This window comes from Mesorhizobium sp. CNPSo 4670 (assembly GCF_057784235.1).
In genome coordinates this window covers 31,930-45,520 of sequence record NZ_JBWJFQ010000032.1, presented here as the reverse complement: position 1 = coordinate 45,520, position 13,591 = coordinate 31,930, and the positions used below count along the sequence as shown (strand labels likewise).

The window sequence follows — 13,591 nt, the reverse complement described above, 5'->3', positions numbered from 1 at the left end:
AGATGAAGACCACGAAGACCCGGCTGCTCGCGCTCGCGGCGGCCATCGCCTGGATGGCGATAGGACATGCCGCCGTCGCCGACGAGTTGTCGATCATGGCCAGCGGCGGCGCCTGGCAGGATGCGCAACGCAAGGCGTGGTTCGAGCCGTTCAGCAAGGAAACCGGAACCAAGATCGTCGAGCAGGAATATCTCGGCGATCTCGGCAAGGTCAAAGCCATGGTCGACACCGGCAACGTGCCGATCGACCTGGTGACGGTGGAGACCGCGACCGTGCTGCAGGGCTGTGATGCCGGCATTCTCGAGCGTCTCGACTATTCCAAGATCGCGCCGCGCGAAAAGTTCATCGAAGGGTCGGCGCTCGACTGCGGCGTCGGCCTCGATGCCTATGGCGACATCCTGGCTTACGATCCGACCGTGCTGAAAGAGGCGCCGACCTCGGTGCTCGACCTGTTCGACACGAAGAAGTTTCCGGGCAAGCGCGCGATGCGCAAATTCCCGGCGCAGAACCTCGAATGGGCACTGATGGCCGATGGCGTCGCACCGGCCGATGTCTACAAGGTGCTGGGCACGCCCGAAGGCGTCGACCGAGCCTTCAAGAAACTCGACACGATCAAGAAGGACATCGTCTGGTGGGATGCCGGCGCGCAGCCTGCCCAGCTTCTCGCCTCGCAGGAAGTGGTGATGACGACGGCCTGGAACGGCCGCATCCAGAACGCCATCGACACCGACAAGAAGCCGTTCAAGATCGTCTGGAACAACCAGATCCTCGAATACGACATGATCGCCATTCCCAAGGGCGCCAAGAGCCCGGATCTGGCGTACAAATATCTGGCCTATATCAGCCAGCCGGAAAACAACGCCAAGCTCGCCAGCTACATCACCTACGGGCCGGTGCGCACCGATGCGGCGTCCTTCGTCGCGGCCGATGCCTTGCCGAAATTGCCCAACGCGCCCGACCATCTGGCCGGCGCCTACCTCGTCGCCGACACCGAGTTCTGGGGCGACTATGGCGAGGACCTGGTCAAGCGCTTCAACGCCTGGCTCGCGCAGTAACGATGTCGGCGCTCCAGCCCAGCGAACTCGACCGGCCTCCGCTGGCCCGTGGCCGGTCAGCCGCCGACGCCGACTTCAAGTCGGCGTCGGCGGCGCTTCGCCGGGCCGATTTCGGCGACCGGCTTCGCTCGCTGGCGCTGGCCGCGCCGCTGCTGGTGCTCCTGGCGCTGAGCTTCGGCATTCCGATCGTCCTGCTTCTGTCGCGTGCCGTCTACGACCCGACGATTGCCAATGCCTTGCCGCAGACGACGCAGGCGCTCAGCGGCTGGAACGGCCAGGGCCTGCCCGACGACGCGGCCTTCGCAGCGCTGGCGTCGGACCTCAGAGGCAGCCAGGCCAAGGGCACCGCCTATGAACTTGCCAAGAGCCTGAACGCACGCCTGCCCGGCGCGCGCAGCCAGGTCCTCAAAACCGTTCGTCAATTGGAAGGCGCCGGCGACAAGCCGCCGCTCGAGGTGATGAAATCCGTGCCGTTCTGGTCGCAGCCCGGCACCTGGCCGGCGATTGCCAACGGCACCCACAGCGTCACCTCGTTCTATCTCATGAGCGCGCTTGACCTGCGCTGGAACAATGATGGCGGCATCGAGCGCGTGCCGGTCGAACAGGCGATCTTCCTCCAGGTGTTCATGCGGACGTTCTTCGTCGCCGCCGCGGTGACGCTGGCGACGCTGATCCTGGGCTTTCCGCTGGCCTATCTCATCGCCAGCGTGCCGAAGGGCCTCGCCGCCATCCTCATCGTCGCGGTGCTTCTGCCCTTCTGGACATCGATCCTGGTGCGCACCGCAGCCTGGACGGTGCTCTTGCAGAAATTCGGCCTGGTCAACGACCTTTTGTTGTGGCTCGGCGTCGCTGACGCCCGGCTCGACCTGATGTACAGCCGCATCGGCCTGATCATCGCCATGACCCACATCCAACTGCCGTTCACACTGCTGCCGATCTACAGCGTCATGCGCACCATCCAGCCGTCGCAGATGAAGGCTGCCTATTCGCTCGGCGCAAAGCCTTTCACCGCCTTCATGCGCGTCTACCTGCCTCAGGTCTTTCCCGGCGTCATGGCCGGCTGCCTGCTGACCTTCATCCTGTGCCTCGGCTACTACATCACTCCGGCGCTGATCGGCGGCGCCAGCGACCAGCTGATCAGCAATTTCATCGCCAACTACGTCAATGTCGAGCTGAACTGGGAGATGGCAGCGGCTCTCAGCTTCATCCTGCTCGTCTTCACGCTGGCGCTGTTCGGCATCTTCGCCCGCATCCTCGGCCTCGACCGCCTCAAGCTGGTGTAGCCATGTTGTTGTCCCCCTACCCCACAGTCGGCGAACGCATCCGCATCGGCTTGCTGTGGCTGTGGTGCGGCCTGGTCATCCTGTTCCTGATCGTTCCGATCCTGATCCCCGTGCCGCTGTCGTTCAACAGCGGTACCTTCTTCATCTTTCCGCTGGAGGGGATTTCGACGCGCTGGTACGAGGTCGTGCTCGGCACCCAGCGCTGGCAGGCGGCAATCGGCAACAGCCTGATCGTCGCCTTCGGCACGACGCTGATCGCGACGGCGCTGGGCACGCTCACCGCAATCGCGCTGTCCGATGACAAATTCCCCGGCCGTCGCATCGTCATGCCGCTGCTGTTGTCGCCACTGATCGTGCCGGTGGTGATCACCGCTGTCGGATCATATCTGTTCTACGCCCGCGTCGGCCTGGCCAGCACCTATGCCGGCATCATCCTGGCGCACACCGCGCTTGCCAGCCCGTTTGTCGTCGTCACCGTGGGCGCGAGCCTGACCGGCTTCGACCGCAACCTGATGCGCGCCGCTGCCATCTCCGGGGCGAAACCGGTGACCTCCTTCTTCCGGGTGATGCTGCCGCTGATCCTGCCCGGCGTGCTTTCGGGTGCTGCATTCGCCTTCGTCACCTCGTTCGACGAGGTGGTGGTGGTGCAGTTCCTGGCCAGCGCCAACCAGCGCACCATGCCGCTCGAAATGTTCATCGGCCTGCGCGAAAAACTGTCCCCGGCGATCACCGCCGCGGCGACGCTGATGATGGGGCTTTCCATCGTGCTGCTGGTCGTCGCCAATCTTCTGTCGCGGCGCAGCCAGCGGCGGCCGGTTACGAACGCTTAAGCCTGGTCCGGGGCCGCAACAGGCGTCCAGATGACATCCTCGATTTTCTGCGCACCGGTCGCCAGCATCACCAGGCGGTCGAAGCCGAGCGCGATGCCGCTGGCCTGCGGCATGATGGCAAGGGCGGCGAGAAAATCCTCGTCCAGCGGATAACGCTCGCCATAGATGCGCTCTTTCTCGTCCATCTCGAGGATGAAACGCCGGCGCTGCTCGTCGGCATCGGTCAGCTCGCCAAAGCCGTTGGCGAGCTCGACGCCACAGCAATAAAGCTCGAAGCGCTCGGCGACGCGTGGATCCCTGGGGCTCGGCCGCGCCAATGCCGCCTCGGCCAGCGGATATTCGCACAGGATGGTCGCCCGTCCTTGCCCGAGCAACGGTTCGACCTTTTCCACCATCACCCGGCTGAACAAATCGGCCCAGCTGTCGTCGGGCGCGGTGCGCAGGCCGGCCCGGGTCAAGGCGGCATAAAGCGCGTCGCGGTCGGTGCCGCCATCGGCGGCGACCGTGGCCAACAGATCGATGCCGGAATAGTGGGTAAAAGCGTCCGCCACCGTCAGCCGTTCCGGCTCCGCAAACGGATCGCAATCGCGGCCCCGGAAGGAAAAACGCGTCGCCCCTGCCCTTGTCGCGGCCAGCGCCAGAAGGGCCGCGCAATCCTGCATCAGGCTCTCATAGGCCTCGCCCACCCGGTACCATTCGAGCATGGTGAATTCGGGATGGTGCAAGGCACCGCGCTCGCGGTTGCGGTAGACCGGACCGAGGCTGAAAATGCGCTGTTCGCCGGCGGCAAGCAGTTTCTTGCAGGCGAATTCCGGCGAGGTGTGGAGATAAAGCGGCGACCGCGCACCGTCCGGCCCGACCACCTCCGTTGCGAAAGCCGCCAGATGCGCCTCGTTGCCGGGCGAGACCTGCAAGGCCGCGGTCTCCACTTCGACGAAGTCGTGGCGGGCGAACCAGTCGCGCAGGCTGGCGGCGATGGCGTTGCGCAGCATCAGCCGCGGGCGGCGGTCGGCGTGGACATGCGGCGTCCACCAGGGCGAGGCATCGGGCGACGTATCGTTCATGGGGTTCAGATCATATGGAATGGGGCTGGCGGTTGCGGCCAAGATGCGCTAGTTCGCAGCGGACGGCTGCTGAAGCCGATTTGTACCAATCAACCATTTCAGGATTGTAAGCCGTGGTGAAAGTCATCGCCAGTTCGCTCCGTAAAGGCAATGTCGTCGACAAGGACGGCAAGCTTTATGTGATCCTCTTTGCCGAAAACATCCACCCAGGCAAGGGCACGCCGGTGACCCAGCTCGACATGCGCCGCATCGGCGACGGGGTGAAGGTTTCGGAGCGCTACCGCACCACCGAGCAGGTGGAGCGCGCCTATGTGGAGGAGCGCGAGCACACCTTCCTTTACGCCGACGGCGAAGGCTATCATTTCATGAATCCGGAAAGCTACGACCAGGTGGCGGTGTCGGAAGCCGTGGTCGGCGACATGGCGCCTTACCTGTTGGAAGGCATGGCCGTGCAGCTGTCACAGTTCAATGGCATTGCCATTTCCCTGGTGCTGCCGCAGCGAGCCACCTTCGAAGTGGTCGAAACCGAGCCGACGACCAAGGGACAGACGGCCTCGTCGTCCTACAAGCCGGCCGTGCTCTCCAACGGCGTGCGCACCCTGGTGCCGCCACACATCGCCCCCGGCACCCGCGTGGTGGTGATGACGGCGGACGGGGCTTATGTGGAGCGCGCGAAGGACTGAGGGCGGCGCCTTCGCTCATTAGCCCTTTGGGCTATCTTACTGCTTAAAGCAGTTCTCTCGGTGCCATTGCAGGAAATGAGGGTGTGGGCGTTCGAGTTGTCGACGAGGCGGAAGCGCGCGGCGCGACTTGTTTATGAACCCATGCACGCTGTCGGGGTCGTTGACCTGTCGTGAGATCAGGATTTCCAGATCATCGGACAAGCTGATTAATCCGCGATCGAACATCCAATGCGCAGTACCGGACAGTGCGATCCCATTGTTTACGACATCAGGTCCGTTCGCCTCGACCGGTCGAATGTGCGCGGCAGAAACCTCTGCCCGGCCACCGCCATTTATCAGCTTGAGACCCGTGATCGCGCAGCGCTCATCATAGGCGCGTAAGACGATACGACGGAAAATGCGGTCGCGCACGATTCGCGACCCGATGTAACTCACACGATCGCGGTTCTGCTCGAACAGAAATAGAACCTGCTCATCCTGGAAGCCGCCGACAGATGTACCAATCTCATCGACGCGCGGTAGCAAAGAGTCGCTCGTGCCTAGACCCAAATCGACAATGCGGTTGAAGTCGCTTCGGCTGAGTGGACGGACCGCCGATTGGGCGCGACCGGAAATCCGCCCTTGATCGTTGAGTAGGCCGCGCTCAACGAGACCGTCCACCCCGCTAAACGGAACATAATTGGCGAAATCGAGATAGGATCCGGGCTCGATCAATGCGAGGTACATGCCAGGCGCCACAGGGTCTGAAATAACCTGCTGGACTTTGGCTATGGCGAAATAGCCACGGGTGTCATCTACCTTGCTAGGTTCGTAGTAGATGATCCAATCGCCAAGACATGCTTCCACACGGCGCAGATACTGGCTCGGAAACTGATATTGCTCAGCGGGGCTGTCATCATAGATCGAATCCGAGCGGTGGATGAAGACCCCAAACCCCATGATCTTCCTGCAATGCGTTCTTAGGAATAACTGCTTGCGATGTACCACCAAAATCCGATCTTGGGGGTTTAGTCCAGGCCGATCGAACTTTTCCCATGGAATCGGTCTTTCGTAAGCTCGCGCTGAAAGCTGCCCTCAGACAAAGCGCCGCGATATTTTTCACGAAGCGTGTCGCAGAAGGCTCGCGCGATTCGTCCTCTGACGGAAGAAGGAGAACGCCATGCGAAAACTCATCGTCACCGAATTCATCAGCGTCGATGGCATTGCCGAGGTCGAGAAGCTGCCCGGCGTGACCTGGAACGACGAGATGAACAGGTTCAAGGCGGACGAGCTTGCCGACAGCGGCGCCATGCTTTTGGGGCGCACGACCTATGAGATCTTTGCCGGCTCGTGGCCCAAGGAAACCGGGGATTTTGCCGACCGGTTCAACGCGCTGCCGAAATATGTCGCGTCGACCAGCCTGAAGGCACTCGACTGGGAGCCGGCCGAATTGCTGAAGGGAGCCCTGCCGGAAGCGGTCAGGGCGCTGAAGCAAGGCAGCGGCGGCAACATCTATGTGCATGGCAGCCTCAGCGTAGCGCAGGAACTGCTGCGCCACGGCCTGGTCGATCGCGTCAGGCTGCTCAGCTACCCCGGCGCCGTCGGACAGGGCAAGCCGCTGTTCCCCGTCGGCGAGCCAGTGGCGCTCGAGCTGATTTCGGCGACGCCGTTCAGCAACGGCGTGGTGGCGCTGGAATATGTGCCGGTGGCGGCAAAGTCATAGTTGGCTTCGTGGATGACGACAGCGCTCGACTTTAAGTCCTTGTTTTCATGCATGTCGTTGTCCCAAAACCGGGGCCACTTTTGGGCGACATGCTTTAGACGACCAATTGCCGACGTCGCGTCGCCCTACCCGGCCTTCTTCCTCCGCCTCCCCTTAACGGCAGCGCCATTCCTAGCCTCCACCACCCGCTCCACCTCCCGCTTCAGCTGGTCCTTGATGTCGGCCGTATCGTTCATCAAAGTGTCGATCTTCAGGAAATCGAGCACGCGGTATTTCGAGACTGCCGGGCGGACCAGGATGTCGGGGCTGCACTGCTTCAGCTTGTTGGCGATGATCGATTGCATCATCAGTTGCGTGGCGCCGAACATCAGGTCGACGGAGGTCGGATGCCTGCGGTCGGCTTCTTCCGGCGCACCGACGACGTCGACGCCGATGATGATGTCGGCGTCGTTCTCGATGAGGTCGAACGGCACGGGGTTATAAATGCCGCCGTCGATCAGCAGCCTTCCGTCGCGTGTCACCGGGCGAAACACGGCGGGGATCGCCGCCGAGGCGGCCAGCGCCGAGTGCAAGTCGCCGTCGTCGAACACGGCGAGCTTGTGGCCGAAATAATCTGTCGCCGTCACCTTCAGCGGGATCTTGAGCTCGGCGAAGGTTTCGGGGATGGCCTCGGGCAAAAAAGCCTTCAGGATGCGCTCGACATTGAACTGGCTGACGCGGATACCGTTCTGCATGGCCTCGGCGATGGTGCCCGGCCGCGCCCGCCACATGCGGCTCGCCACTTCGGCGCGGCGGCCGAGGATCGAGCGGGCATAGTGGTGGATGTCCTTGCCGGTCATGCCGGAGGCCATGCCGGCGCCCATGATGGCGCCGATCGACGAGCCGGCAATTGCCACCGGCCGGATGCCGAGTTCGTCCAGCGCCTCGATGACGTGGATATGCGCCAGCCCGCGCGCGCCGCCGCCGCCGAAGGCGATGCCGAAGGTTGGGCTCATCCCTTGCCGGCCCCGGCCAGTTTCGGTCCGATGACCATGATGGTTGGTTCGGCCGACAGCAGCTTTTTCGCCGCCGCCTTGACCTGATCGAGCGTCACCGCGTTGATGTAGCCGGCGCGGCGCTGCATGTAGTCGATGCCGAGATCGTCGAGCTGCAGCTCGACCAGCGTCGAGGCAATGGAACTCGAAGAGTCCAGATTGTTGATGGCGTAGGCGCCGATCATGTATTTCTTGGTCGCCGCCAGCTCAGCCTCGGTCGGGCCTTCCTCGGCCAGCTGCTTGACCACGCCGCGGACGATGCCCAGCGTCTCGGCCGCCCGGTCCGACCGGGTCCCGGTGCTGACGACCAGTGCGTCGGCGTGATCCTGGTTGATCAGCGAGGAGTTGACGCTGTAGGCCAGCCCGCGCTTTTCACGCACCTCCTGGAACAGGCGCGAGGTGAAGGTGCCGCCGCCAAGGATCTCGTTCATCAGCACGGCAGCAAAGAAATCCGGCGCCTTGCGCTTCACGCCGGGATACGCGAGCTGCAGCGAGGTCTGCGGCAGGTCGTAATCGACCTCGACATGCTGCGCCAGCTTCGGGTCGATATCGGCCACCGGCCTCAGCGCCTGATTCTGCGGCAGGTCGCCGAACACCATGTCGAGCTTCTTCTTCAGCGTCTCGGGGTCGATGGCGCCGACCACAGCTACATGCAGGCCGCCGCGCGCGAACACCGCTTTGTGCAAGGCTTTCAAATCATCGGGCGTGATGGTGGCGATGCTCTGCCTGGTGCCCTGGTCTGAGCGGGAATAGGGATGATCGCCATAGAGTGCGCGCGCCCATTTGTCCTGCGCGACCGTATCGGGATCGTTCTCGCCGGCGATGATGCCGGACAGGATCTGGGCGCGGATGCGGTCGATCGGCGCTTGGTCGAAGCGCGGTTCATTGACCGCCAGTCGCAACAGGTCGAACGCCTCGTCGCGCTGCTCGGCCAGCATGCGCATCGAGCCGTAGATGCCGTCGCGGCTCTCGTCGAAGCTCATCTCGGCGCCGGCATCGTCGAGCCTGATCTGGAAGGCTTCGCTGTCGAGCGGGCCGGCGCCTTCGTCGAACAGGCCGGTCATTAGATTCGCCAGGCCCTCCTTGCCGACCGGATCCTGCGTCGAGCCGCCGCCGAAGACGAAGCGGATCGCGACGACCGGCACGGAATAATCCTCGACCAGCCAGGCGTTGATGCCTTTTGGCGAGGTAACGGACTGGATGTCCATCGCGCGCGCCGTGAGTGCCGGCAGGATCAGGAAGAGGATGGAGAGGAAAAGGGTCGCAAGCGCTGCGGCAGCGCGCCGGGTTTTTCCTTCTCCCCTTGCCGGAGAAGGTGGATCGGCGCGCAGCGCCGAGACGGTCGAGCGGTGTTGGACAGAGTACGGACGGTGCCAAGCGGGAGCACCCCTCATCCGACCGAGCTGCGCTCGGCCACCGCTCTGGGGCGAGCCACGGGTCTCGCTCCGTCCTTCGGACCCCACAAGGGGAGGAGGGAAAGCGTGGCGGTGCTGGTTCGTCATCAAATCAGTTCTCCGCCTTGACTTGCGGCAGCAAATAGCCGGTCGTCGACCGGTCGAGCACCAGATAGCGCGCAGCGACAGCCTTGATCTCTTCTGTTGTGACCTTGCGGATGCGCTCCGGCCATTGCTGGACGTCTTGCACGTTGCCGCCGGTGGCCAGCGTCGAGCCATAGATGTTGGCCATGGACTCCTGCTTGTCGCGGGCAAAGATCATCGAACGCACATAACGGTCCTTGGCCTTTTCCAGCTCCCCCGACGTGACGCCGTCCCTGACGATGCGCGCCACCTCGGCATCGACTGCCGCTTCGACATCGGCGAGTTTGGCGTCGCCGCGTGGGGCGCCATAGACGGTGAAATTGGTGTCGTCCAGCATGGTGCCCTGGAAATAGGCGCCGGCGTTGGACGCGATGCCTTGCTGGACGACGAGTGCCTGGTAGAGCCGGCTGCGGTTGCCGCCACCGAGGATCTCGGCCAGCAGGTCGAGCGCTTCCGCCTCGCCCGGCTTGCCGGAATGATAGGACGGCACCACCCACTGCGTGGAAAAACTCGGCACGCTGACGCGGGCGTCGGAGAGCGTGACCGTGCGCTTGGTGTTCTGCTCGGGTTCAACCGGACGGATGCGCGGCGGCAGATCGGGCCCGCGCGCCACCTTGCCATAGGTCTTCTCGGCCAGTGCCCGCACCGTGTCGGGTTCGACATCGCCGGCCACGATCAGCACGGCGTTGTTGGGCCGGTAATATTTGTCATAGAAGGCGGTGGCGTCGGTGCGGTTCAGTTGCTCCATCTCCTGCATCCAGCCGATGACCGGGATGCGGTAAGGCTGGTTCTGCCACAGCGTGGCGTCGACTTCCTCGTCCAGCACCGCCTCGGGATTGTTGTCGATGCGCGAGCGGCGCTCCTCGAGGATGACGTCGCGTTCGGTCTTGATGACGTCGTCGGTGAGGATGAGGTTGCGCATGCGGTCGGCCTCGAAACTCATCATGAGCTCGAGCGCCGACGGCGCCACCGTCTCGTGGAAGGCAGTGTAGTCGTAGGAGGTGAAGGCGTTGTTGGAGCCGCCGATGTCGGAGATGGCGCGGTCGAACTCGCCGGCCACATGGTGGGTCGTCGCCTTGAACATCAGATGCTCGAAGAAATGGGCGATGCCGGATTTGCCAGGCGGTTCGTCGGCGCTGCCGATCTTGTACCACACCATGTGGGTGACGATCGGCGCGCGATGGTCGGGGATAACGACGACCTCCATGCCGTTGTCGAGCAGGAAATCCGTCACCTTGAACGCGTTCGGCGTCGTGTTGGGCAACACGGTGCTGTCCGCCAGCACCGGGCCGGTCATGGTGAAAGCCAGCGATGTCGCCAGCAGCGTTCCGCGCAGCCACTCAACCCTAGATGTCATCAATGGCTCCGATTTCCAGGCGGGACGATAGGCAAGGTGCTGGCGACAAGCAAAGTGAATTGTTCGTCATGTTGCCGGCAAAGGCGGCGGCAAAGAGGCCGGCCTTGATGCAAGGCGTATCACGCAACCTCGATAAACCGGATCACCGTCTCGCCGTAATTGCGCTCGTCCAGTACGGAAAAGCCGGGGCCTGGTTCGAAGGGCGCCACCGCCGCCTCCTCGACCACGCACAGCGCGCCGGGACGAAGCCAGCCGCCGGCCCTGGCCGACTGCAAGGCGCGCTCGCCAAGACCCTTGCCATAGGGCGGATCGGCGAAGACCAGGCCGAACGGCGCAAGCGTGCCGGCCTCGCCAAGACCTGTGGCATCGCGGCGAAAGATCTTCGTGCGGCCGGTCAGGCCAAACGCCTCGACATTGTCGCGGATCAGGCCACGGCCTTCCGCCGATTCCTCGATGAAGACGCCGTAGGAGGCACCGCGCGACAGCGCTTCGAGGCCGAGCGCGCCAGTCCCGGCGAACAGGTCGAGCACTCGAGCCCCGTCCAATTGCTCCGCAAAGCGATGCGCCAGCACGTTGAAGACAGCCTCGCGGGTGCGATCGGTCGTCGGGCGGATAGCGCTGCTGCGGGGCGTCGCCAGGGGACGCCCGCGAAACTCACCGCCGACGATTCTCATCTTGCGCTGGGCCTCATTCCAATCCGGGCCTCATTTCGTCCTAGGACCCCTGGGGCCGCTGCGCGGCCGTTCGCCGCCACCGGCGCCGCCCGGACGCTCGCCACGCGGCTTGCCGAACGGCTTGGCGCCGGCCGGTTTGCCATAGGACGGCTTGAACGATGCCTTGCGCGCCTTGGCGTCGGCCGCCCTGGCGGCGTCGGCCTCAGCCCTGCCCTTGCCGATCGGACGCGCGCCCGGCGCCATCCAGACATTGGCCTTGCGCTGGCCGGGCGGCTCGATCGGCCGCTGCTCGCGCTCGGATTTCTTGCCACCGCCCGGCTTGCCGCCAAAGCCACCGCGCGGCTTGTCGCCAAAGCCGCCACGGGGCTTGTCGCCAAAGCTGCGTTCGGGTCGCGGACCGCGCTCGCCATAGCTCTTCTCCGGCCCGGCGCCTCTGTCGGGACTTGTCGACAGCTTGCCCAGTGCCTCGTCGCGGCTGCCTTCGCGGCGCTTGCGGTTCTTGATCAGCCCGCCCTCGCCGATCGGCCGGCGCTCGCCATCTCTGGTGAACTTCGGCCGTTCCGGCTCCGGCTCGCGGATCTCGGTGCGCCGCACTGGCTTGTTGGAAAACGGCTTTGATATCTCGACATCGAAATTGGCGCCGGATTCCTCGACCAGACGCTCGCCAAGCTGGTCGCGCAGCACCCGCCCCTTGATCTCCAGCACATGGCCCTCGGCGAGGTCATCGAGCTGGAACGGTCCGTAGGAAATGCGGATCAGCCGCGTCACATCGAGGCCAAGCGAACCGAGGATGTTCCTGACTTCGCGGTTCTTGCCCTCGCGCAGGCCGATCGTCAGCCAGGCATTGGTGCCCTGCTCACGGTCGAGCGTCGCTTCGATGGCGCCGTAAAAGACTCCGTCGACGGCAATGCCTTCACGCAGGCCGGCGAGCGCGCTTTCCTCGACCTTGCCGTGGACGCGCACCCGGTAGCGGCGCAGCCAGCCGGTGGCCGGCAGTTCGAGCACGCGCGACAAGCCGCCATCATTGGTGAGCAGCAGCAGGCCTTCGGTGTTGATGTCGAGGCGGCCGATGGTCATCAGCCGCGGCAATTCGGCCGGCAGCACGTCGAAGACGGTCTTGCGGCCCTCGGGATCACGGTTGGTGGTGACGACGCCGGCCGGCTTGTGGAACAGGAACAGGCGCGTGCGCTCGATCGGCGGGATTTCCATGCCGTCGAGATGGATGATGTCGTCGGGCATGACGTTGAAAGCCGGCGAGGTCAGCGCCCGGCCATTGACCTTGACTCGGCCGGCGGCGATCAGCTCCTCGGCATCGCGGCGCGAAGCAAGGCCGGCGCGCGCCAGCCGCTTGGCGATGCGCTCGCCTGCCTCTTCCGTCACTTCCGCCGAACGCGGACGCGGCTTGAAGCCGGCACCCGATGCCCCTTGTGGCCGATCACTGAAGTCGCGCTTGGGACGGTCGCCACCGAAGTCACGCTTGGGGCGATCGGCGAAGTCACGCTTGGGGCGGTCAGCGAAATCGCGCTTCGGACGATCGCCGGCGTCGCGCGGCGCGCGATCGCTGAAATCCCGCTTGGGACGGTCGAAGCGCCTTTCGCCGCCCTCCGCCGCCGCAACAGGACGATCGCCGCGTGGTGCGTAAGGCTTGCGCGGACCCTCGCGTTTTTCATAAGGCTTACGCTCACTTTCGGCGGGCATCGGACGGTCGCCGCGCGGCGCATAGGGCTTGCGTGGTCCTTCGCGCTTTTCATACGGCTTGCGCTCACCTTCGGCGGCCATCGGACGGTCGCCACGCGGCGCATAGGGCTTGCGTGGTCCTTCGCGCTTTTCATACGGCTTGCGCTCGCCTTCGGCCGCCATCGGGCGGTCGCCGCGCGGTGCGTAGGGCTTGCGTGGTCCCTCGCGCTTCTCATAGGGCTTGCCTTCGGGGCGCGGACCCTTGCCGAACGGCTTGTCGCCGCCCTTGAAGTCGCGCTTCGGCCGCTCGCCCTCAGTGGCCATCGGCCGATCGCCACGCGGTGCGTAAGGTTTCTTTGCGCCAAAGGACGGCTTGCCGCCCTTCCCGGCGGCTCCATCACGGCTGCGTGGTCCGGCAGCTTTCGAGCCGCTCCTGACCGGACCCTTTTTGGGTCGGAATTTCTTGTCGTTGTCGTCCATATGGCCTTTGTCCGTTTGCGCTGCTACAGCGTGGCGCATCCTTTTGGGCGCGCAACGAACGCTGTAGCACTTTTGATTTGGCGCATGATCATTTCCGAAAACCGAGTCCGATTTTCGGGGTTATGCGCTCAATAACAGGATCACCGGAGTTTGTCAGGGAAAAGTGGAGACCGGTTTTTCCGAAAGACAAACGAAAATCAAAAGCCTGGAGCAA

General features: G+C 64.1%; 12 protein-coding genes. 5 read left to right on the top strand and 7 right to left on the bottom strand.

What is annotated here, in order from left to right:
* The first annotated feature begins 2 nt into the window (after positions 1–2).
* The 3 genes from AC0ZT5_RS33175 to AC0ZT5_RS33165 are packed head-to-tail and all read left to right on the top strand — an operon-like array spanning position 3 to position 3,168.
* Positions 3–1,055 carry an ABC transporter substrate-binding protein gene (locus AC0ZT5_RS33175; RefSeq protein ID WP_488499872.1) on the top strand — a complete coding sequence of 351 codons (1,053 nt, stop codon included), beginning with the start codon at positions 3–5 and terminating at the stop codon, positions 1,053–1,055.
* Positions 1,056–1,057: 2 nt separating this feature from the next.
* Positions 1,058–2,338, top strand: coding sequence for an ABC transporter permease (locus AC0ZT5_RS33170; protein ID WP_488499871.1), 1,281 nt, complete (start codon positions 1,058–1,060; stop codon positions 2,336–2,338).
* A gap of 2 nt (positions 2,339–2,340) precedes the next feature.
* Positions 2,341–3,168, top strand: coding sequence for an ABC transporter permease (locus tag AC0ZT5_RS33165; RefSeq protein ID WP_488499870.1), 828 nt, complete (start codon positions 2,341–2,343; stop codon positions 3,166–3,168).
* Here AC0ZT5_RS33165 and epmA read toward each other — a convergent pair.
* Entirely contained in the window at positions 3,165–4,232 is a 1,068-nt protein-coding gene (gene epmA, locus AC0ZT5_RS33160; RefSeq protein WP_488499869.1) for an EF-P lysine aminoacylase EpmA, read from the bottom strand. The genes AC0ZT5_RS33165 and epmA overlap by 4 nt on opposite strands.
* Before the next feature lie 113 nt (positions 4,233–4,345).
* Here epmA and efp point away from each other — a divergent pair, with 113 nt between their 5' ends.
* Entirely contained in the window at positions 4,346–4,915 is a 570-nt protein-coding gene (gene efp, locus AC0ZT5_RS33155) for an elongation factor P (protein WP_095085972.1), read from the top strand.
* Positions 4,916–4,951: 36 nt separating this feature from the next.
* On the opposite strand, the gene AC0ZT5_RS33150 is transcribed toward efp, so the two are convergent.
* Positions 4,952–5,854, bottom strand: a complete 903-nt coding sequence (locus AC0ZT5_RS33150) for an HNH endonuclease (protein ID WP_488499868.1) — start codon at positions 5,852–5,854, stop codon at positions 4,952–4,954.
* A gap of 220 nt (positions 5,855–6,074) precedes the next feature.
* On the opposite strand from AC0ZT5_RS33150, the gene AC0ZT5_RS33145 reads away from it, so the two are divergent.
* Positions 6,075–6,617 (top strand): dihydrofolate reductase family protein, encoded by a 543-nt coding sequence (locus tag AC0ZT5_RS33145; RefSeq protein WP_488499867.1) that lies wholly within the window; start codon positions 6,075–6,077, stop codon positions 6,615–6,617.
* Between the two features lie 125 nt (positions 6,618–6,742).
* On the opposite strand, the gene AC0ZT5_RS33140 is transcribed toward AC0ZT5_RS33145, so the two are convergent.
* The 5 genes from AC0ZT5_RS33140 to AC0ZT5_RS33120 all read right to left on the bottom strand — a co-directional run bounded on the left by AC0ZT5_RS33140 (position 6,743) and on the right by AC0ZT5_RS33120 (position 13,377).
* Positions 6,743–7,612: a patatin-like phospholipase family protein gene (locus tag AC0ZT5_RS33140; RefSeq protein WP_488499866.1), complete on the bottom strand. Its 870-nt coding sequence runs from the start codon at positions 7,610–7,612 to the stop codon at positions 6,743–6,745.
* Positions 7,609–8,859: a M16 family metallopeptidase gene (locus AC0ZT5_RS33135; RefSeq protein ID WP_488499865.1), complete on the bottom strand. Its 1,251-nt coding sequence runs from the start codon at positions 8,857–8,859 to the stop codon at positions 7,609–7,611. Before AC0ZT5_RS33135 ends, AC0ZT5_RS33140 begins: the two co-directional genes overlap by 4 nt.
* A gap of 298 nt (positions 8,860–9,157) precedes the next feature.
* Positions 9,158–10,546 carry a M16 family metallopeptidase gene (locus AC0ZT5_RS33130; protein WP_488499864.1) on the bottom strand — a complete coding sequence of 463 codons (1,389 nt, stop codon included), beginning with the start codon at positions 10,544–10,546 and terminating at the stop codon, positions 9,158–9,160.
* Positions 10,547–10,665: 119 nt separating this feature from the next.
* On the bottom strand, positions 10,666–11,220 hold the full coding sequence (rsmD, locus tag AC0ZT5_RS33125; protein WP_095085986.1) for a 16S rRNA (guanine(966)-N(2))-methyltransferase RsmD: 555 nt from the start codon (positions 11,218–11,220) through the stop codon (positions 10,666–10,668).
* 30 nt (positions 11,221–11,250) lie between these two features.
* A complete protein-coding gene (locus AC0ZT5_RS33120) occupies positions 11,251–13,377 on the bottom strand; it encodes a pseudouridine synthase (protein ID WP_488499863.1) in 2,127 nt (708 codons plus the stop codon).
* Positions 13,378–13,591 lie beyond the last annotated feature (214 nt).

Coding starts and splice junctions, on each gene's coding strand:
- AC0ZT5_RS33170 (WP_488499871.1), top strand. CDS start 1,058: ATGTCGGCGCTCCAGCCCAGCGAACTCGACCGGCCTCCGCTGGCCCGT.
- AC0ZT5_RS33145 (WP_488499867.1), top strand. CDS start 6,075: ATGCGAAAACTCATCGTCACCGAATTCATCAGCGTCGATGGCATTGCC.
- AC0ZT5_RS33120 (WP_488499863.1), bottom strand. CDS start 13,377: ATGGACGACAACGACAAGAAATTCCGACCCAAAAAGGGTCCGGTCAGG.
- AC0ZT5_RS33150 (WP_488499868.1), bottom strand. CDS start 5,854: ATGGGGTTTGGGGTCTTCATCCACCGCTCGGATTCGATCTATGATGAC.
- AC0ZT5_RS33140 (WP_488499866.1), bottom strand. CDS start 7,612: ATGAGCCCAACCTTCGGCATCGCCTTCGGCGGCGGCGGCGCGCGCGGG.
- AC0ZT5_RS33165 (WP_488499870.1), top strand. CDS start 2,341: ATGTTGTTGTCCCCCTACCCCACAGTCGGCGAACGCATCCGCATCGGC.
- epmA (WP_488499869.1), bottom strand. CDS start 4,232: ATGAACGATACGTCGCCCGATGCCTCGCCCTGGTGGACGCCGCATGTC.
- AC0ZT5_RS33135 (WP_488499865.1), bottom strand. CDS start 8,859: ATGGACATCCAGTCCGTTACCTCGCCAAAAGGCATCAACGCCTGGCTG.
- AC0ZT5_RS33175 (WP_488499872.1), top strand. CDS start 3: ATGAAGACCACGAAGACCCGGCTGCTCGCGCTCGCGGCGGCCATCGCC.
- AC0ZT5_RS33130 (WP_488499864.1), bottom strand. CDS start 10,546: ATGACATCTAGGGTTGAGTGGCTGCGCGGAACGCTGCTGGCGACATCG.
- rsmD (WP_095085986.1), bottom strand. CDS start 11,220: ATGAGAATCGTCGGCGGTGAGTTTCGCGGGCGTCCCCTGGCGACGCCC.